The 17,730-nt window shown below is 40.0% G+C and carries 21 protein-coding genes; 16 read left to right on the top strand and 5 right to left on the bottom strand.

From position 1 onward, the window contains the following. The first annotated feature begins 2 nt into the window (after nt 1–2). From EL242_RS07800 to EL242_RS07785, 4 genes are read left to right on the top strand one after another with little or no spacing between them, the layout of a single operon-like run. The gene (locus EL242_RS07800; protein WP_012340834.1) at nt 3–509 is read left to right on the top strand and encodes an integrating conjugative element protein; all 507 of its coding nucleotides are present in this window, start codon (nt 3–5) and stop codon (nt 507–509) included. After that, nucleotides 509–2,710 (top strand): type IV conjugative transfer system coupling protein TraD, encoded by a 2,202-nt coding sequence (traD, locus tag EL242_RS07795; RefSeq protein WP_012340833.1) that lies wholly within the window; start codon nt 509–511, stop codon nt 2,708–2,710. The genes EL242_RS07800 and traD overlap by 1 nt, the downstream gene beginning before the upstream one ends. Next, nucleotides 2,703–3,056, top strand: a complete 354-nt coding sequence (locus EL242_RS07790) for a hypothetical protein (protein WP_006248889.1) — start codon at nt 2,703–2,705, stop codon at nt 3,054–3,056. Before traD ends, EL242_RS07790 begins: the two co-directional genes overlap by 8 nt. After that, complete coding sequence (locus tag EL242_RS07785; protein ID WP_012340831.1) at nt 3,053–3,748, top strand: TIGR03747 family integrating conjugative element membrane protein; 696 nt, start codon at nt 3,053–3,055, stop codon at nt 3,746–3,748. The genes EL242_RS07790 and EL242_RS07785 overlap by 4 nt, the downstream gene beginning before the upstream one ends. Before the next feature lie 31 nt (nt 3,749–3,779). Here EL242_RS07785 and EL242_RS07780 read toward each other — a convergent pair whose 3' ends face one another. Then, nucleotides 3,780–4,151 carry a hypothetical protein gene (locus tag EL242_RS07780; RefSeq protein ID WP_021265447.1) on the bottom strand — a complete coding sequence of 124 codons (372 nt, stop codon included), beginning with the start codon at nt 4,149–4,151 and terminating at the stop codon, nt 3,780–3,782. A gap of 198 nt (nt 4,152–4,349) precedes the next feature. Here EL242_RS07780 and EL242_RS07775 point away from each other — a divergent pair, with 198 nt between their 5' ends. The 12 genes from EL242_RS07775 to EL242_RS07720 are packed head-to-tail and all read left to right on the top strand — an operon-like array spanning nt 4,350 to nt 14,168. Next, nucleotides 4,350–4,676, top strand: a complete 327-nt coding sequence (locus tag EL242_RS07775; protein ID WP_006248892.1) for an RAQPRD family integrative conjugative element protein — start codon at nt 4,350–4,352, stop codon at nt 4,674–4,676. Further along, nucleotides 4,676–4,909: a DUF3262 family protein gene (locus tag EL242_RS07770; protein ID WP_014325829.1), complete on the top strand. Its 234-nt coding sequence runs from the start codon at nt 4,676–4,678 to the stop codon at nt 4,907–4,909. The genes EL242_RS07775 and EL242_RS07770 overlap by 1 nt, the downstream gene beginning before the upstream one ends. A 14-nt stretch (nt 4,910–4,923) precedes the next feature. Next, nucleotides 4,924–5,313 (top strand): DUF2976 domain-containing protein, encoded by a 390-nt coding sequence (locus EL242_RS07765; RefSeq protein WP_006248894.1) that lies wholly within the window; start codon nt 4,924–4,926, stop codon nt 5,311–5,313. Between the two features lie 22 nt (nt 5,314–5,335). Beyond that, a complete protein-coding gene (locus tag EL242_RS07760) occupies nt 5,336–5,701 on the top strand; it encodes a TIGR03750 family conjugal transfer protein (protein WP_012340829.1) in 366 nt (121 codons plus the stop codon). A 3-nt stretch (nt 5,702–5,704) separates the two neighbouring features. Further along, nucleotides 5,705–6,349 (top strand): PFL_4703 family integrating conjugative element protein, encoded by a 645-nt coding sequence (locus EL242_RS07755; RefSeq protein ID WP_012340828.1) that lies wholly within the window; start codon nt 5,705–5,707, stop codon nt 6,347–6,349. Beyond that, nucleotides 6,349–7,233 (top strand): TIGR03749 family integrating conjugative element protein, encoded by an 885-nt coding sequence (locus EL242_RS07750; RefSeq protein WP_012340827.1) that lies wholly within the window; start codon nt 6,349–6,351, stop codon nt 7,231–7,233. Before EL242_RS07755 ends, EL242_RS07750 begins: the two co-directional genes overlap by 1 nt. Nucleotides 7,234–7,244: 11 nt before the next feature. Then, complete coding sequence (locus EL242_RS07745; protein WP_126302160.1) at nt 7,245–8,699, top strand: TIGR03752 family integrating conjugative element protein; 1,455 nt, start codon at nt 7,245–7,247, stop codon at nt 8,697–8,699. A 12-nt stretch (nt 8,700–8,711) separates the two neighbouring features. Continuing rightward, nucleotides 8,712–9,110 carry a TIGR03751 family conjugal transfer lipoprotein gene (locus tag EL242_RS07740; protein WP_012340824.1) on the top strand — a complete coding sequence of 133 codons (399 nt, stop codon included), beginning with the start codon at nt 8,712–8,714 and terminating at the stop codon, nt 9,108–9,110. A gap of 2 nt (nt 9,111–9,112) precedes the next feature. Further along, nucleotides 9,113–11,950, top strand: a complete 2,838-nt coding sequence (locus tag EL242_RS07735) for a conjugative transfer ATPase (RefSeq protein WP_012340823.1) — start codon at nt 9,113–9,115, stop codon at nt 11,948–11,950. After that, nucleotides 11,950–12,378 (top strand): hypothetical protein, encoded by a 429-nt coding sequence (locus tag EL242_RS07730; RefSeq protein ID WP_012340822.1) that lies wholly within the window; start codon nt 11,950–11,952, stop codon nt 12,376–12,378. The genes EL242_RS07735 and EL242_RS07730 overlap by 1 nt, the downstream gene beginning before the upstream one ends. Then, nucleotides 12,368–12,685, top strand: coding sequence for a hypothetical protein (locus EL242_RS07725; RefSeq protein WP_012340821.1), 318 nt, complete (start codon nt 12,368–12,370; stop codon nt 12,683–12,685). The genes EL242_RS07730 and EL242_RS07725 overlap by 11 nt, the downstream gene beginning before the upstream one ends. Nucleotides 12,686–12,695: 10 nt before the next feature. Further along, complete coding sequence (locus EL242_RS07720) at nt 12,696–14,168, top strand: conjugal transfer protein TraG N-terminal domain-containing protein (protein WP_012340820.1); 1,473 nt, start codon at nt 12,696–12,698, stop codon at nt 14,166–14,168. A 45-nt stretch (nt 14,169–14,213) separates the two neighbouring features. Here the strand turns inward: EL242_RS07720 and EL242_RS07715 are convergent, their stop codons facing one another. The 4 genes from EL242_RS07715 to EL242_RS07700 all read right to left on the bottom strand — a co-directional run bounded on the left by EL242_RS07715 (nt 14,214) and on the right by EL242_RS07700 (nt 17,723). After that, nucleotides 14,214–14,555, bottom strand: a complete 342-nt coding sequence (locus EL242_RS07715) for a hypothetical protein (RefSeq protein WP_012340819.1) — start codon at nt 14,553–14,555, stop codon at nt 14,214–14,216. A 20-nt stretch (nt 14,556–14,575) separates the two neighbouring features. Then, nucleotides 14,576–15,046 (bottom strand): type III toxin-antitoxin system TenpIN family toxin, encoded by a 471-nt coding sequence (tenpIN, locus tag EL242_RS07710; RefSeq protein WP_012340818.1) that lies wholly within the window; start codon nt 15,044–15,046, stop codon nt 14,576–14,578. Nucleotides 15,047–15,261: 215 nt separating this feature from the next. After that, on the bottom strand, nt 15,262–15,690 hold the full coding sequence (locus tag EL242_RS07705; protein ID WP_012340817.1) for a hypothetical protein: 429 nt from the start codon (nt 15,688–15,690) through the stop codon (nt 15,262–15,264). Between the two features lie 20 nt (nt 15,691–15,710). Then, nucleotides 15,711–17,723: an integrating conjugative element protein gene (locus EL242_RS07700; RefSeq protein WP_012340816.1), complete on the bottom strand. Its 2,013-nt coding sequence runs from the start codon at nt 17,721–17,723 to the stop codon at nt 15,711–15,713. Nucleotides 17,724–17,730 lie beyond the last annotated feature (7 nt).

Below are 17,730 nucleotides of genomic sequence, written 5' to 3'. Positions count from 1 at the left end.
AAATGCAAAACAAGGTAAAAGTATTATTGTTTAGTTTATATGTGTCCCATTTCTCTTGGGCTGATTTAACCGTGATTGCTGATTTCGGTGGTGAAAGTGCGGTACGTTTTTATGAATCTTTGCAACCGGAACACGATGAAAATGCACCAAACTATCCGAATTCCATTTCAGCCTCAGTGAGTGAGGCTGATATTTTACCCATTGTTTCCCATAAACTATCTCCCGGGACTATTAAAGAAAAACCATTTGATTTAACCGGAATGCAAGCCATTTTCTTAATTGGAGCAGATAATACCTCAGCTCAGTGGTTACAACAAAATCGAGAGAAGTTGATCACGTTGAATGCAACAGGGCTTGTAGTGAATGTACAAACACTCTCCGAACTTAATCAATTACGAGACATTGTACCGGAACTGAGAATATTACCAACTCCCGGAGATGACCTTGCAGAGCGAATTGGTATTGCACATTACCCTGTCTTAATCACTGAAAGCGGAGTTTCACAATAATGTCTGCTAAACATACCTTAGAGGCGTGGTTACGACCTCCTGTTGAATTTTTTCCGGCAGCGGTTCACGCTTCTTGTGCCTTTGTCAGTGCTGCAGCTCCTTGGTCTTTGGCACTCCATCCAAGTATCGGTTACAGTATTGCAGCTGGTTTTGGAGCATTGAGCTTTTATCGGGCAAAACAAGGTTGGCAAATTGTGCGTTACCATCGCAACCTGAAACGTTTGCCTAATTATTCAATGACAAGCAAGCAAATTCCGGTCAGTAATAAGTATCTGTTTGTCGGTAAGGGATTTGAATGGAAACCTATTCACACTCAACGGTTACACGATTGTTTTTCGGATAACGGTTCAAAATATCTGGAGCCTTCTAAGCTATTTAAAATGGCTCGTGAGTATGAAAAACGACACGAAAATTGGCTAACACATCTTACCTCAAAGGATAGCCGGTGGAATCTGGTTAGACCTCTGCCACCTGTTGAGGGTATTCCTGCTATCCATGGAATTGAGCCGGATGAGGTTGATGTCGTTCAATCCGTTAGCTCTCGGGTTGGGCATACGGTAGTATTCGGTACAACACGTGTCGGTAAAACTCGTTTAGCTGAGGTCTTTGTTACCCAGGATATCCACCGAGGTAAAACTGCTGATGAGCGTGAAGTGGTAGTCTTCTTTGATCCGAAAGGCGATGCCGATATGCTCAAACGAATGTATGCGGAGGCAAAACGAGCGGGGCGAGAAGATGAGTTTTATGTTTTCCATCTAGGTTATCCCGAAATTTCTGCCCGTTATAACCCAGTAGGACGCTTTAATCGTATTTCGGAAGTCGCTGGGCGTATTTCAGGACAGCTAAGTGGAGCGGGTAACTCGGCGGCATTTAAAGAGTTCGCTTGGCGATTTGTCAATATCGTCGCACGTGCATTAGTTGAATTGGGAAATCGCCCAAACTATGTTCAAATTTCCCAGTTTGTACAAAATATTGATTCATTATTCCTTGATTATGCGGAAAAATTCATTCGTAAAACCGATCCAAAAATTTGGGAAAATTTAGCAACCATCGCCGCTGGACTGGATGAAAAAGCACTTCCTTTCGGAATGAAAGACCGTCCGCTGATTTTTGTGATCAACAAGTACATTGCTGAAAGTGCAGTCTTTGACCCAATTCTACAAGGACTTGCCAGTGCTGTACGCTATGACCGTACCTATTTCGATAAAATTGTTGCCTCATTGTTGCCGTTATTGGAAAAATTAACGACAGGGAAAATTTCTGAGCTGTTATCCCCGGATTATGCTGATATTTTGGATGAACGTCCGATTTTTGACTGGGAATCCATTATTCGTAAACGAGGAATCGTTTATATTGGTTTAGATGCTCTCTCTGATGCGACAGTTGCGGCCGCTGTAGGAAACAGTATGTTTGCTGACTTAGTCTCAATGGCAGGTCATTTATATAAATTTGGGACAAATGACGGATTACCGGGAGCATTCAAAGAAAAATCCAAACCAGTGAAAATTAATCTTCATTGTGATGAATTTAATGAATTGATGGGTGATGAATTTATCCCTCTCATCAACAAAGGCGGTGGTGCTGGAATACAAGTAACTGCTTATACACAAACACTCTCCGACATTGAAGCTCGTATCGGCAGTAAACCGAAAGCGGGACAAACCTTAGGTAACTTCAATACACTCTATATGCTGAGGGTAAAAGAACCGGCTACGGCAGAATTACTCACAAAACAGTTACACGAAGTGACGATTAAACGTAGCACGGTCACGTCCAGTACAACTGACTCCAGTAATCCTGACGATGATAAGGCGTTTAGCTCCAATACCGGACAGCGTATCAGCGAAAGTACCGTTCCTATGTTGGTTCCGGCCAACATTACCAATTTACCAAAAGGACAAGCATTCGCTTTAATGGACGGTAGTAAATTATGGAAAATTCGAATGCCGTTACCTGCTGTCGATAAAGATGATATGATGCCTCAATCTTTACGAGAGCTGACAGATTATATGCGTAAAAACTATCACGTTGTTGAAAATTGGTGGCAACCGGCATTTACAGAATATACGCCGTCCCGAGACATTGCAGAAGCATTTGAAGCGATGTCGGAGCCTCAATATAAAACACAGATAGACCATCAAGTAGATAATTTCGGCATAGATGAACCTTACGATATTGATGAAGAGGAAAATGATGAGTAGTGCCAAAATGAGAGAGGAAAAAAGAACCAATCTATTAGATTTACCAAATAAATACCGTAATTTTAATGGGGAGTTTTCAGCTTCCTGTGGCTTAGATAATGCAGAAGAACTCCTGATTCATAGTCAATCCTATTTTATTGAATGGTTTGAACAAGGTTATTCCTTCCATCAGTTTGCCGAAAAATTCGCAGATCAAGGGCTTTCGTTATGGTCTGCCGATGAAGTATCTATGCGTCACTCGGATAAATCCAAAGATATTTTCGCTTTTTATCTTGCTTTTGATAATAATCCTTCCGGCTATATCCTTGTCCAGTGCCAGCTCGATAGAGAGGATAGTTTGCAATGAGTGAAGAAACTAAAGCTCGCCGAAAATCAGGTTTAATCAACCTGATTTTTGGAAAAATAAATATGTCGCTTGCTGCAATTGCAGTATCTCTCATATTCAGCATTATTTTAGAGTGGATAGGCATTGCTTTCTGGTGGCCGCAAGAAGGGCATTTGCATAGCCAAACGATGATGCTCAATGAGATGCAATGGCTATCGGATGACTTTTCTCAAAGCCTGTTTGCCAAGTCTTCTACTGCTTTTGCAACATCAATTATTGAAAACGTGTATAACTGGTTATTCGTTTATACGGGTGTTAAGGAGTGGTTAACTTCACCGGGTAATGGTAGTATGGAACAGTGGGTACATCACTACGGCAGAGCCTATATTGAATCTGTTATTTATGTGGTGATCACCTTTATTATTCGCCTCATTATTATTGTTTTTACCAGCCCACTCTTTTTATTGACTGCACTTTCCGGTTTAACCGAAGGACTGTCATTACGAGATATACGAAAATTTGGTGCCGGGCGGGAATCAGCCTACCTATACCATCACGCTAGACGTTATATTATGCCAATGATGGTCACAGCTTGGGTGCTTTATTTATCTATCCCGTTTTCAATTCATCCGAACATCATTTTAGTCCCAGCAGCCTGTTTGTTTGGTTTATCCATCTGTATAACTGCGGCGAGTTTCAAGAAATTCTTGTAAATTTCATAAGCCCTTAGCAATATGCGGGGGCTTATTCTTCTGTTGTTGCCTCTGTATCTTCATTTTCTGACTCAGTATCCCAATCAGAATCCTCCCAGTCTTCGACTTCCCAATATTGTGGATATTCATCATCTTCAATGATTTGTTCAGAAATTTGTTCAGAGGTATTCCAAATAGGAAATTCCCCGTACTCATCCAATTGTAACTCTATCTTTTTTCGCTCATCATCGCCTAGAAATTGCCAATAATTACAGATTAACTTTCCTCTTAAACTTAATTCCCAAAGACCTCCGTAATTATATTGAGCATTTTCTGCATGGCAAATATTCCCCACTTTCTGTGCTGAAGGAAGAGAATGGGCAACATATGGGAAAACTACAAGGAACAGTGCTAGATATCTCATCTGGTATCTCATCGTAAAGCGTGAAGATTTCGGTGTTGATACTACTTAATTGACTAGCTTAAACATAGAATAATATCTTTCTCACCATTTACTATTTTGTGCAATTTCTCTTCTGAACGGTAACAGAGTTTTCCATTAAATTTTAGGATCGCTTTTGGCACTCTTAACCTGAAGTAAAACTAAAAATAGAGGTGCACTATGTCTATTTCAACATCTTTAAGGAAAGGTATTGTTGTCCTTGTTACCTTATCTTGCTTGCCAGCACTTGCTTCAACAGAACAAGAGCAATTAGCCCAGGCAATTAAGCAACTGGAAGCGGCAAAATTATCACTTCAACGAGCAGAAAAAGTAGCTAAAGCCTCGCCTAAAACACGAGAATACTTTAACTATTCTGCTATTCACAGTGATATTGAAACCGTCAAAAAAGGAATTCAACAATATATCAATCCAAGCCGAGCATTACCTCGTGATCCGAATGTACTACGTACATTAAGTGATGATTATAGCAAATTACGGGGGCAGTGATGTCTTACTCCCCTGCGAATGCGTTTTCTGTTGCCAGCGGTATCGACCCTTTTAGATTGAAAATCATGATCGCCATTATTTTTCTTTCATTACTGCTCTTAGCCGTCGCTTGGGCATTGAATAGTGGTTATAAGGGATTTTCATTTAGAGATAAAAGTCCTTTTTCACTTTTAGTTTTATTTCTCAAAGGAGTGGCACTGTTAGCTTGTGTTACTTATTTCTTTATCTATTAGATTCGAGGTCTATTATGAACCGCATTAAATCTCTTACGAAACATCTGCATAGTCGTTATTTGGCTGTAATGCTCTTCTTCTGGGGTTCCCTCCAAAATGCATTTGCAGCCGGTCCTGATGCTTCCAAAATCCCAGACTTCCAAATTCCAGGCGTGGATAGTAATACCAAAGATCCAATGGAAATTATTTGGATTGTTCTGAAAGGTCTTGTCACTCTCGGAGCTGTTATTTTAGCAGCCGTAGCCATTTTGACAGTTGTTAAAGCATTGATTGGCATCTATAACGAAGCTACATCTGAAAATGGTAAAAAAGGTTGGGGACACTTTATTCTCGCCTTAATTATCGGCTTTATTGTGATTTTCTTCTGCTTGTGGTTAGTCAAACTTGCAGTCGGACTCTTCTAATTAAAATGTCTAGGAGACCAATATGTCAGAACAAGATACAACCATTCCTTTTCTTCCCACCCGCCTTAATCGTGAAGCTACCGTTTACGGTGGGATGACAGTTAGTGAGTTCGGCATATCTGCCGGATTAGGATTTATGTTAGGTCTGATTGTTGGTCTCTTCTTGTGGATATTAACTGATTTTTGGCTTCTTATTCCGGCAATGGCAATGTTGCTCTGCATCGCAACTGTCTTAATCGGAAAAGGTATTGTCGCTGCGGTTAAACGAGGAAAACCAGAGGCTTATTTAAATAGATTAGTTGAAAAGAAAATGGATGACCTCTTTAACGGTCATAAGTTTATAAAACGAGAAGGGTTTTGGTCTATTCGCCGATATAGAAGGAAATAACAAATGAGCCAGTTAAAAAGCCAATTACACGAAAAAGATAAACATATCAAAACGACTCGAATTTTTGCCTTCCTGTTTTTCATTATTATTTTGGTACTGGCAGGCGTAATCTATACTTTCCCAAGTCGCCTTACGATATACAACCCACCAGATCTGCGTGCTGGGAGCCAACGAGCTTGGTGGGAAATTCCTAAACCAACAATTTATGCATTCTCCTATCAAATTTTCCAGCAAATGAATCGGTGGATGACAAATGGCGAAGAGGATTATGAGAAAAATATCACCACCCTCAAACCATTTTTAACACCACACTGTGAAGCATTTTTACGACAAGATTATAAAGATCGTCTGCGTAACAATGAACTACGCAGCCGAACCCGTATGGTGTATGAAATTACCGGTAGAGGATATAGTGAAGATAAAGTTACCATATTCAGTGAAGATAGTTGGGCTGTCAATCTTGATTTAAGTGTGGATGAACATTTCCAAGGACAGCCGGTAAAACGAGTTTATATTCGTTTTCCTATCAGTATTGTGAGAATGGATGTCGATTCTGCTCAAAACCCTTGGGGATTAGGGTTTAATTGCTATCACTCCATTCCAAAACTCTTAGAAGGTGTTGAGCCAAAAACAGAGGAGAAAAAATAATGAAACGTCTACCAATTTTGCTCGTCTCTTTGCTTATAGGCTTCTCTGGGAGTAGCTTGGCTGATGTATTGATGAAATGGGAAAGAAAACCACTTCCTGTTGCGTTACAAGTGGAAAAAGAACGAATTATTTTTGTCGATAAAAATGTCAAGGTTGGTTATCCGGCAGAACTGGACGGTAAGCTACGAATTCAATCTACCGGTGGAGCCGTCTATTTAAAAGCATTAGAAACATTTCCCTCCACTCGCATAGAATTCCGTGATGTTACAACCGGTGAAATTTTTCTATTTGATTTAACAGCAGCTTCGAAAGTCGCTAATCCTGAAGAGGCAATTCGAGTGGTTTTTGACGGTACGGTAGAAAAACAATCTTTTTCAAGCAATAGAGATGATGAAAGCTCTGATCTGCCTATTGCGAATAGCCGTCCTCAGCTTCCAGTACCTGCCGCATTGACCCGTTATGCAGCACAATCACTTTATGCTCCACTACGTACAGTTGAACCTTTAGATGGTGTGCGTCGTGTGGCACATCGTCTACCTAAAAAAATTACCAAGCTGCTACCGGCTTATTCAATAGAAGCAACACCTTTAATTAGCTGGCAGTTAGACGAATATGTAGTTACCGCTATTCGTTTGCAAAATAAGGGTAACACTCAAATTACGCTTGACCCTCGAGAGCTTCAAGGACAATTTTATGCAGCGACTTTCCAGCATAATTGGCTTGGGGGGTACGGAGAAAATGAAGATACCACAACCCTGTATTTAGTGACCGAAGGCTATGCTAATAACGCATTAATTCCGGAAACCCGTCCAGTCAAACTAGTCAGTAAAAAAGTGAAAAGAACAACAAAAGTTGAAACTAAACCGGCTCAATCGGCGAAGTAGGAGGAAAGGCAATGAAAGCGAATAAAGCCTTATTTGTCATACTGGGCATTGTATTTATCTTAGTCGGTGGAATTGTCTATGCCTTATTTGGACGTAGTGAGTCAGTTCCACAACCGACACAACAGGAAATTTTAGATATTTCCATTAAAGATTTAACACCTGAACAAGTCAGAACAATGGGTATTCAAGGTGATACGCCGATTGATACGCTGCGTACCCTTGTGACAACCGTTAAATCCAATGAGCGTCGTATGGATGAGTTAATTGATGAAAATCGCCAACTCAAACAGAAAGAAGATTTAGTGAATGGTCGTATCAATGATGCGGTAAATAATGAAACCCGAAAACTGCAAGAGCAGATTGCAGATTTGAAAATGCAATTATTTGATATGGCGACTCTCGTTAATAACAAACCAACAACACAAGAGTCTACCCCTCAGGTAGAGGCTCAGCCTAATACGGTACCGAATAAAGGATTTGGAACAGCAGGAGATAAATTACCTATCGGTGGTGCAACTATGTCCAACGTGGATACCAGTGGAATGTATTGGGTAGAACCAAGCGATCAGATTAGTTTGGATGCAAGTGGAAAACCTGTGTCAGGCAATACAGTAGCAACTAAATTTGGCTTTCCGAAAGATTTTAATGGAGGACAATCTGCAGGAAATAACGAAAAGAAAGGTCTGCCGTTTTTCCCGGAAACAGATACTGTGACAAGCTCACAAGGAACGGCTGGAAACGCACGTGGTAAAAACCAGATGACATCAGTATATACCATACCAAGTAATTCAACATTCCTTGATTCAGTTGCAATGACGGGACTCATCGGACGTATCCCGATTGATAATCGAGTATCGGATGCTTATCCGTTCAAAGTACTTATTGGTCGAGAAAATCTCATTGCTAATGGTATTGAATTACCTGATGTAGACGGAGCAATTGTATCAGGTACTGCTACTGGCGACTGGACACTATCCTGTGTTAGAGGCAGTGTAAAAAGTATGACTTTTGTGTTCAATGATGGACGTATTGTGAGTACCTCTAATAAAGGGAATGGCGAAGAGATTGGCTGGTTATCAGATAGTTCGGGTATCCCTTGTGTTCCAGGAGAGCGGAAAACCAATGCCCCAGAATATTTGGGAACGAATTTCTTTTTGGCTGCTGCAAGTGCTGCTGCCCAAGGATTCTCACAGTCACAAACAACCACTGTTGTTGATGGAAGTAGTGTTGTTGGAGCTGTTACCGGCGATCAGGGTAAGTTCATCTTAGGACAAGCTATCGGAGGCGGCTTAAAAGAATCTGCTGACTGGTTTAGAAAACGTTTTGCTGAAAACTTTGATGCTGTATATGTGCCACCGGGTCATCGTGTCTCTATTCATATCGAGAAAGAGATTGAAATCGATTACAACGCCCAAGGTCGTAAAGTGAAATATGGCTCAAAATTAACGAATTCACAACTGGATTAGAAGGAACAAACGATGAAACATTTATTTTGCATAATGATAAGTGCCTTATTGATAACAGGTTGCACAACATCAACAGAAGAATTATTACCTACTAACGGCAGTACGATGCGGGATATTTGGGATAAAGGAGCGAGTAATAACGATCTACACTTATACCGTTCACAACAAGGGCGAACACTTGACCCTGTCGATTATATTCCTAATAGTGAGCAACGAGCCTATACCCGTACGGCAGAAAATGAAATTAATAACTTGTTCCCTCGTTTACCTAATCCGGATCTGATTATGTATGTGTACCCACATCAAACTCGTTCCGGAGAGCCTCTCAGTATTCCAGGATATTCTACAGTACTACCTTTCTATGGACGAGTTCAATATGCTCAGCCGGGTGATAGAACAAGAGGGCTTTAATCATGTCTTTTTTAAGTGAGGTATTTTCCTCTTTCAAACCGACTAAAGCAGGGGTTATATCAAGTGAACCAAATGAAAATACCGGTGAGTCTGACATCATTCAAAATAAAATGAGTGAGGTAAATAACGAGGTTCAACAATTAAAACGCAGTGGAAAACTCACCCAGTCACAGCATCACCGTCGGTTATACTCACAAGAGCCCTCCTTTATCGATCATCTACCTTGGGGAGAATATTTGAATGAGCACGGTGTGATACTCCTTGATGATGCCCGTAGTGTTGGGGCAGTATTTGATATTAAGCCGATTGGTACTGCTGGCCGTAGTATTGAATTTTTAAGTCGGATACGTAATCTTGTCAAAGATGCCTTGCAAGACAGCTTTGATGAATTGGATGTAAATCCGTACGTTGTTCAATTTTATTGCCAAGACAGCGATGATTTACAGCCTTATATTGAACAGCTACGAAATTATATCTCGCCTATCGCTAAAAATAGTGCATTTAGCGAAGAATGGTTACGGGTACAAGCCAAGCATTTCAAGGATATCGGTAAACCAGAGGGGCTTTTTATTGATGAGCGAGTGACAAATACAGCTTGGTCTGGTCGTATACGTAGTACCAAAATGGTGATCTATCGGTATGTTGATAAATCCAATGACACTAATGAAAATCTGATTGTCGAGCAGCTGAACAATGCTTGTTCTCGCATAAATGGAGCTCTAACAACTGCTGGATTACAATTGCAGCGACTGGATGGCGAACAATTTCGTCAATGGCTGTTACGTTGGTTTAATCCCAATCCTTCTATTAATTTTGAGGGGTTAAGCAACAATGATTGCTACCATCTTTTTGGTAAACAAACCTCAAATGACGGGCTTCCAGAATTAGCGTTTAACGATTTCAGTGAAGATTTATTTTATTCTCAACCGAAAAATGAAGGCAACTATTGGTATTTTGATGACCAACCGCACGAAGTTGTTGTAGTCAATAATTTGAGGAAACAACCGGAAGTGGGGTTGATGACTGGCGAGATTACTCGTGGGCGTAATATCAATGCATTATTTGACTTGTTGCCGGAATCAACCATTATGGCAATTACCATCGTCATCCATCCACAGGATAAGTTGGAGGCACATTTAGAAAAAATTAGTAGTCGAGCGGTAGGTGAAAATTTTGAGTCGAAATACCTAAAAGAAGACTGTCAAACTGTACAGTCTTATCTTAAAGAGGGGCATAAACTCTATCAAGCAGCTATTGCATTTTACGTTCGAGGTAAGGATGAAAAGGAGCTACGTACCCGTTCTCGCCAGTTGAGAACGATTCTGCTCAGTAACAACCTAGAACCCGTGAAGGAAAATGCAGAAATTGCCCCACTTAACAGCTATTTGCGTTGGCTACCAATGAATTTTAATCCGCAGATGGATGCCAAATCACATTACTACACGAAGTACTATTTTGTACAACATTTGGCAAACTTATTACCTATCTTTGGCCGAGATACCGGGACTGGGAATCCGGGGATCACTTACTTTAATCGAGGAGGAGCACCATTTAATTTCGACCCATTTAACCGTAAAGACAGAACCAAAAATGCTCACAAGCTATTATTAGGTCCAACCGGTTCGGGAAAATCAGCTACGTTATGTGGGCAATTATGTCAGGCTATGGCCGTTTATCGCCCACGGACTTTTGTTGTTGAGGCAGGAAATTCATTTGGTTTATTAGCGGACTATGCAGAACGTTTCGGACTGACTGTAAATCGCATTACGTTAGCTCCAAACAGCGGCATTGTCTTACCACTCTTTTCAGAAGCACATCGTCTATTGGATATGGAATTAAACCCGGAAGATGTGCCGGAAGACATTGAGGATAACGATGACACTGATGATGAAGGTGATATGCAACGAGATTTATTGGCCGAAATGGAGCTGACGGCACGTTTGATGATCACCGGAGGTGAAAAGAAAGAAGATGAAAAAATGAGCCGTGCTGATCGTGCTGCTATTCGTCGTGCCATTTTAAATGCAGCTCGCCAAACCAAATCTGAAGGCAGACAAACGCTGACTGAAGATATTAAAAATGCTTTGGAAGCATTAAGTCATGATGAGCATACTCGTGAAGAACGGCGTACCCGTTTAGCAGAAATGGCAGAATCATTAGAAATGTTTTGTACCGGTGTAAATGGGCAATTTTTTAATCGAGAGGGGGCAATTTGGCCGGAGGCTGATCTAACCTTAGTTGATTTAGCTATGTTTGCCCGGGAAGGCTATGAAGCAGAGTTGGCCATTTCCTATATTTCACTCATTAACCATATCAACAGTCTTGGTGAAAAATACCAACACAGTGATCGGATGATTCTGAATGTAACAGATGAATCACACATTATCACGGCCAACCCATTATTAGCTAAATTCCTAGTTAAAGGCTCAAAAATGTGGCGTAAACTAGGGATTTGGCTATGGCTTGCTACTCAAAATATGGATGACTTCCCGAATGAAGCGGCGAAATTACTCTCAATGGTCGAATGGTGGGAATTGTTGAATGTGTCTGCCAGTGAAATTGATGAAATCAATCGTTTCCGGAAACTGTCAGAGGCCCAGAAAACGATGTTGTTATCTGCCAAAAAATCAGATCGTAAATATACCGAGGGCGTGGTATTAGCAACGAATATGGAAGCTCTATTCCGAGTTGTACCGCCTAGCTTATTTTTAGCTTTAGGAATGACTGAAAAACATGAAAAAGCAGAACGTAAGCAACTGATGATGCAGCACGGCTATACCGAACTCGATGCAGCTTTAGAGGTTGCAGCTCGGATTGATAAAGCAAGAGGAATACACTAATGAATAAACAACATTACCGTTTATTTAATGCAGGCCCACAAAAATCCTCATTAGGAGTTGTATCTCCAGCGGTAGAAACTCAATTGCTTGGATTTTGTGAACAAATTCGCCAACTCATCGGCGTTGGGAAACAGATTACCTTATTCCCTCATCGTGTCGTGCAAAATCACTGGGCTATCGAACTTTCTGGTGAGCAGGGTTCTGTTCACTTATTACTTAATGTGACGGGGCGTTCTTTGCTACCAACTTCCAATAACAGTGAATGGTCAGCTCGTTTAATTATTGAAATAGCTGATCATGTGGATGCTTATTGGTTTTCGGCATTCCTTACTCAGTATCTCGGTTTGAAAAGTAATCTTTTACCCTTATCCACATCAATTGCGGATAACTCTGTGTATAACGAGGTAATAGATAATAATGAAGTCTGATACAACAAAGCCTAAAATGACAAGGGTTATTACTGTATTAAAAATAACCTTGATGATCATCGGTATTATTTTATTACTACTCGTTGTTGGCTGGTTGGCAATGACCTATTTTCCTTCCACAAATTTTCAAGCGTGGTTCTATGAAACCCGCTATGCCTGGTTGGGATGGCGATTTGTTTTATATGTAGCTATTTGGCTATTGATGGTACAACTTAATCGAAAAGGGCAAATGCCATTAAAAGCCAGGTTAATGATTTTATCTGTCATCCCAATTATTGAGGGACTTAATTTACTGTATCTACTTTAAGGAGGATGAGATGACCTTTACCGTAGATAGTTACTTAGAATACTTTCTTACCTTACTGGCTTGGATCATCAACAACAATATTTTCGCTGTATTGGTTCAAACAGGGTTGTTTGTTCTGCCTCTCATTTTTGTCTTAATCAGTACGTGGATGGAAGTCAAAAAACAAGGTGAGGACGAAGGTAATAAAGGGGATTTACTTATTACTTGGCTCAGCCTCAAATTTTACCCGGCGATGTTTGTCGTTGTATTGGTCTTAGCTCCAATGATACCGATCAACCTGAATAATATTGAGTTGAATGTAGAACGTTCTAAAGCCTGTGGTTATCGTGTTCCAACTGCACCAGAGGATAGTGGTTATAACCAAATGAACTCTGAATTGGGTGATCAACAAGCGAGAGTCCCTATCTGGTGGGGATTATTTCATCAAATCAACAAAGGGGTAACACACGCCTTAACAGCTTCAATTCCCTGCAAACCGGATTTACGTCAAGTTCGTTTTGAAGTTCAACACGAGAAAATCAATAATCCAGCATTATTGACAGAGGTTCGCTTATTTGTACAACAATGCTATGTACCGGCACGTCAGAAAATTCAAAATAGCCAACTTTCATTGAGCCCAGCACAGGTTCGTGAGACTAGCTGGTTAGGTGGCCGTATTTTGATTGCAAATAGCGAGCTTTATCCCCGTTATCGAGCCCAACAACCTCATAGTCTATTTCCCTATAATGCTTCTCGGGATAATGGATTGCCGAATAATGGAGAGGGTGGTTTTCCAAATTGTGCAGAGTGGTGGGATACGGCGAATAATGGTTTAAAAGATCGTTTATTAGATGATGTAAAACAGAACTTCTCTGCAAAAGTGATTGATTTTTTCAGCAGTAAAGAAAATTCCGATGAATCCATACTTCGTACCGTATTACGAGCTGAGAATATGGATATTTCGAGAGGGAAAGTTTATCCCGGGTATGGGGGAAATTTAGACAGATCATTTACAAATGAAGTGACTAAAACAGCTTCAATGTTTGGTCTGTCATTAGGCAGTATCGGAGCATTCCCTGCTTTTGATTCGATGCGGCAAGCATTACCGATGGTGCATTCATTTGCATTAATGGCATTGATTATTCTCACGCCTTTAATTATGGTTATGAGTGGTTATTCGTTAAAAACATTGGTTACGCTAACTTTTGTGAATTTCGCATTAGTTACACTCACATTTTGGTGGGAACTAGCTAGATGGCTTGACTCTTGGTTGCTGTCGGTCCTCTATGATTCAGGCACACATAGCAGAATAAACCCTTATTTCCTTGAAAATACACAAGACGATATTATTGTGAATTTTGTGATGGGTTCTATGTTCTTGGTCTTACCAGCGATTTGGCTAGGCAGTATGTCTTGGGTAGGAGTAAAAATGGGAGAGTTTGCAAGTCATTTAACTACTGGTTCTAGAGACTCTAAAACAGCGGGTTCCAAGATAGGGAAATAATCTAACAACTGAATAATAGAGTGGTATATACCACTCTATTTACTTTTACTCATCAACACGGTAATTACCTAGATATATACCTGGTCCATCATACCCATATTGATATTCATCATCTTCTTGTTCTTCATCATCAGAAAAAAGTGATTTTAAATCTGTATCTTTAGACGATATTTCTGAATTAGCCATATCTTTATATTCACTATACAAAGAAATATGCTTATAAGCCCATATTCTGAGAATAAAGAAACCCAAGATAAATAGAGGCAATCCTGCAAAAATTACCGCAAAAACGACCACTTGTTGAATAGGCTTAGGTAAAAATGCAGTATTCTGTTTGATAAATTTAACTGGGTTAGCGAGCTGCTTTCCGAAATCGATAAATTTCATAGCTCCTCCAATTATTCTAATTAGCTGATTTTCAGCTCAGTATGATAATTAATTAAAGTTGTATATTCAAATTTATGATCTAATTTATAACCGTTTTTATGTGCAGTGATATATTCACTCACATATTTCTTAAATTCACGAACAATTCTACGCTCATTACCTTGGATATTCAACAATTCTGATTTGTTTTTGAGCTGAACGGTATCTGTTTTTAAATAGCTTTTATCTGTCAGTAGAATGGCTTTTGAGAAATCAATTCCTTTAAATTTGCCGTATTCCTGAGGATTAGGTATCGTTTTAATTCCAACTCCTTCTCTTTCAGGTAAATTAGAACGCAATGGTAGGGCAAAATCTAAATTTTTAACTCTAACTAATAGAACACAGTATGGGCGAGTCTCTTTAAGCAAAATTTCTTTCAGATGTGGAGCGACATCAAGGTAAAACTGCTCAGATAAGTATCTAAGTTCAATATTTTGTGTTGTAATATCCATTTTATATCCTAAGCAAAACCCCTTAAATCTTACGACTTAAGGGGCCTCATCTACCGAGCTTTGTATTTTTTAACGTGGGCCGGCTCTGGCACCACAATAGTTCATCTACCGAGCTTTGTATTTTTTAACGTGGGCTGGCTCTAGCACCACATCTATATAATAGAGTATGGGGGATGAAAAATCAAGCCATTCCCCCATATTATTGAATTATCGCATTACAAGGTATTCATTAAATGAACATCAAACTTATAATAGATTTTTTTGTAAGGATCACAATCTACAGAGCCAATGCTTGGTTGATCATTATCACGGCTAATCGTTGCTCCAGGCTCAATAAACTCTTTTGAGTTACCATTTGGTTGAACAAACCCAACTACATACTTCAAACCATCATTTTTCAGTTCTAATGCATACGTGGTAAAACCTGATCCTCTAGCGATAATTGAGCCATCGTTGGTCACCGCTTTTTTGATTGGGTTTTTGAAGATAGTTTTATCATACGAATACTCGTAATCATTTCCTACCCGTTTAACTGTGAGAGGTTTACCTTCTGTGCTGGTACAAGAAAATACCACATTTTTATCCGTTGCAAATGCTGAAGTTGTACAAAGTGTAAGTACAGTAATACCTAATAATTTACGCATAAATGTAACTCCTTATGAGGTTAATTTTTACCAAGAATATAGTCAGCTTCCTGATTCCGGCGACGTGCATTGATGCCATTATTATCAACTTGGCGATTTCTGATTGCAGTAGCTAAAGCATTCATATCACCACTTTGAGCTGATCTTCTGGCTGCATCAAGTACGCTTTTTGTTTTAGCAAGTGAACCATAATTATATGCATAAGACACTAAAACAGCTTGAGCGTTCGGCGGTAACGCATTCCAATTTGAATCTCCAAGCTCTTTTCTCACATTATTTGCGAAGATAGCTGTTCGGCGGGCCAAATCACGCTCTGCATCTTCTTTGGTAATGACCGTATCTTTGGTTACTTTTACGATCGTACCATCAGCTCGGGTAATTGTATCGGAACCATATCCTACTCGATGAGCATTTACATCCCATTGAGCCTTAGAGATAAAGCCTTCAAAATTACGTAGTAATCCTGTTGCTTGATCCATCGTTGAACCGCTGATTTGTGCGAGTGATGGGAAATTTCCACCTACACCTGAACCACCTCGATTTGGCAGATTAGGTATGAGAGCAGCTACATTCGGAATATTCGGGATACTCAATGCAATATTTCTACGAGAGAGGTTAATATTAGAGCCTGCCTCTAAATCAGTTAATGCAACATTACCGTTTTCAAGTCCTTGAACACGTTTATCCAGACTGTCTTGAGATAAACTATGAGCACCAGCAAGAGCTTCTCGTTCGGATTTGCTTTGCAAAATCACCGAAGCCGTATTGCCGGTGATCATTTTTTGCATATCCATTTCTAGTTTTACTTGGGAAATTTCACGGTCAATAATATTGAGTACTCTTTCCAGTTCTACTTGTGCATCCGCATTTTGAGCGACATTTGGCTCACGCATACCAGCTAAGACTGCTCGCCGAGCCAGGAGCATTTTTTCCATTATCTTACTAGTCGCAATTTCTGCAGATAAGCGTTGGCTTAATACCTCAACATCAGGATCATCTCGAAGACTCTCAATAAGCCCTCTTGTTACTGGTACAGTAGTTGAACTCAAATCAGCTAACAATTCAGCCTTAGGCACATCCATATTCAGTACATTCTCTAATTTGACAATAGTACGAACATGTTCTTCCTCAATTTCCGGACTCAAGCCTACACCGGCTTTTGAGCTGGTTTTAGTGCCACAATCCTCTTTACAAGTCGAAATAGATTGTTCACCAATAATCTTAGTTAAAAAATCGGCTGCTGTTTGTGGATTATCCCAAGTTTGGCAAAGATTCCCATCACAGCTTGAACCTGAAATTGTACTGGTATCTAAGGCATTACGTTTGTTCAGTAAATTAAACCCAGCTTTGACAACATCGCCAACAACATTGATAGCTTCTTGGTTTTCCCCACCTTTTTTCTGACCTCCTATCCAAACTCGCCCATCTTTCCCTTTTTTATCTTCCAGGTCTTTTTGAGCTTGTTTTGCATCAGGTTGAGAGGAGGTAATTTGCTTATAGCTTTCTAAATCAGCTGCTTGCCCCCATTTTCCTCCCAGTGTATGATCTGCTAAAACTTTGGACATTTCTTCACAACTGGTTTTAAGACGGTTGAAATCCAGCTTACCTTGGTACATACCATTTGTGAGTAAATCGTAGAGTTGAGGGTTGGCCCGTTGCAATACCATTGCAGGCATACTTGCAACCGCACCTTTCGCTGAATCAATGACATTCCCCATTAAATCTTTAAAGCCGTCTTTGAGACCGTTTAAATCATTTTTAATGGTCGTTTTAATATCAAAATTACCACAGGTTAAATTCGCTTTCCAACCAATTCCTAAATCAACAACTTTGGTATTACCACGACTAGGTGGAGCCATATAACCCATTCCACCGCCGATTTGGTAAAAAACACGGTCTGAAATAATCGAATCCGACTTACTAAATTCCAGTTTATCCGTAATCGAATCGGCATAAGATAGTCCTGATACACTTGATAATAATGCTGTCGTGATCCGTAAGTGGGATTTTTTGAAGTTAAAGTGAGATTTCATTATTGCT

The sequence above is a fragment of the Mannheimia haemolytica genome (assembly GCA_900638155.1).
In the GTDB taxonomy this organism is placed as follows: Bacteria; Pseudomonadota; Gammaproteobacteria; order Enterobacterales; family Pasteurellaceae; genus Mannheimia; species Mannheimia glucosida.
The sequence above is the reverse complement of the archived record's forward strand: the minus strand, read 5'-3'. Positions and strand labels throughout refer to the sequence as shown.

Bases quoted from the DNA above. Each gene is read 5' to 3' on its own strand.
- EL242_RS07790 (WP_006248889.1), top strand. From the start codon at position 2,703: ATGAGTAGTGCCAAAATGAGAGAGGAAAAAAGAACCAATCTATTAGAT.
- EL242_RS07700 (WP_012340816.1), bottom strand. From the start codon at position 17,723: ATGAAATCTCACTTTAACTTCAAAAAATCCCACTTACGGATCACGACA.
- EL242_RS07715 (WP_012340819.1), bottom strand. From the start codon at position 14,555: ATGAAATTTATCGATTTCGGAAAGCAGCTCGCTAACCCAGTTAAATTT.
- EL242_RS07760 (WP_012340829.1), top strand. From the start codon at position 5,336: ATGTCAGAACAAGATACAACCATTCCTTTTCTTCCCACCCGCCTTAAT.
- EL242_RS07740 (WP_012340824.1), top strand. From the start codon at position 8,712: ATGAAACATTTATTTTGCATAATGATAAGTGCCTTATTGATAACAGGT.
- EL242_RS07735 (WP_012340823.1), top strand. From the start codon at position 9,113: ATGTCTTTTTTAAGTGAGGTATTTTCCTCTTTCAAACCGACTAAAGCA.
- EL242_RS07720 (WP_012340820.1), top strand. From the start codon at position 12,696: ATGACCTTTACCGTAGATAGTTACTTAGAATACTTTCTTACCTTACTG.
- EL242_RS07780 (WP_021265447.1), bottom strand. From the start codon at position 4,151: ATGAGATATCTAGCACTGTTCCTTGTAGTTTTCCCATATGTTGCCCAT.
- EL242_RS07745 (WP_126302160.1), top strand. From the start codon at position 7,245: ATGAAAGCGAATAAAGCCTTATTTGTCATACTGGGCATTGTATTTATC.
- EL242_RS07750 (WP_012340827.1), top strand. From the start codon at position 6,349: ATGAAACGTCTACCAATTTTGCTCGTCTCTTTGCTTATAGGCTTCTCT.
- EL242_RS07800 (WP_012340834.1), top strand. From the start codon at position 3: ATGCAAAACAAGGTAAAAGTATTATTGTTTAGTTTATATGTGTCCCAT.
- EL242_RS07785 (WP_012340831.1), top strand. From the start codon at position 3,053: ATGAGTGAAGAAACTAAAGCTCGCCGAAAATCAGGTTTAATCAACCTG.
- EL242_RS07725 (WP_012340821.1), top strand. From the start codon at position 12,368: ATGAAGTCTGATACAACAAAGCCTAAAATGACAAGGGTTATTACTGTA.
- EL242_RS07765 (WP_006248894.1), top strand. From the start codon at position 4,924: ATGAACCGCATTAAATCTCTTACGAAACATCTGCATAGTCGTTATTTG.
- EL242_RS07770 (WP_014325829.1), top strand. From the start codon at position 4,676: ATGTCTTACTCCCCTGCGAATGCGTTTTCTGTTGCCAGCGGTATCGAC.
- EL242_RS07755 (WP_012340828.1), top strand. From the start codon at position 5,705: ATGAGCCAGTTAAAAAGCCAATTACACGAAAAAGATAAACATATCAAA.
- EL242_RS07705 (WP_012340817.1), bottom strand. From the start codon at position 15,690: ATGCGTAAATTATTAGGTATTACTGTACTTACACTTTGTACAACTTCA.
- tenpIN (WP_012340818.1), bottom strand. From the start codon at position 15,046: ATGGATATTACAACACAAAATATTGAACTTAGATACTTATCTGAGCAG.
- EL242_RS07775 (WP_006248892.1), top strand. From the start codon at position 4,350: ATGTCTATTTCAACATCTTTAAGGAAAGGTATTGTTGTCCTTGTTACC.
- EL242_RS07730 (WP_012340822.1), top strand. From the start codon at position 11,950: ATGAATAAACAACATTACCGTTTATTTAATGCAGGCCCACAAAAATCC.
- traD (WP_012340833.1), top strand. From the start codon at position 509: ATGTCTGCTAAACATACCTTAGAGGCGTGGTTACGACCTCCTGTTGAA.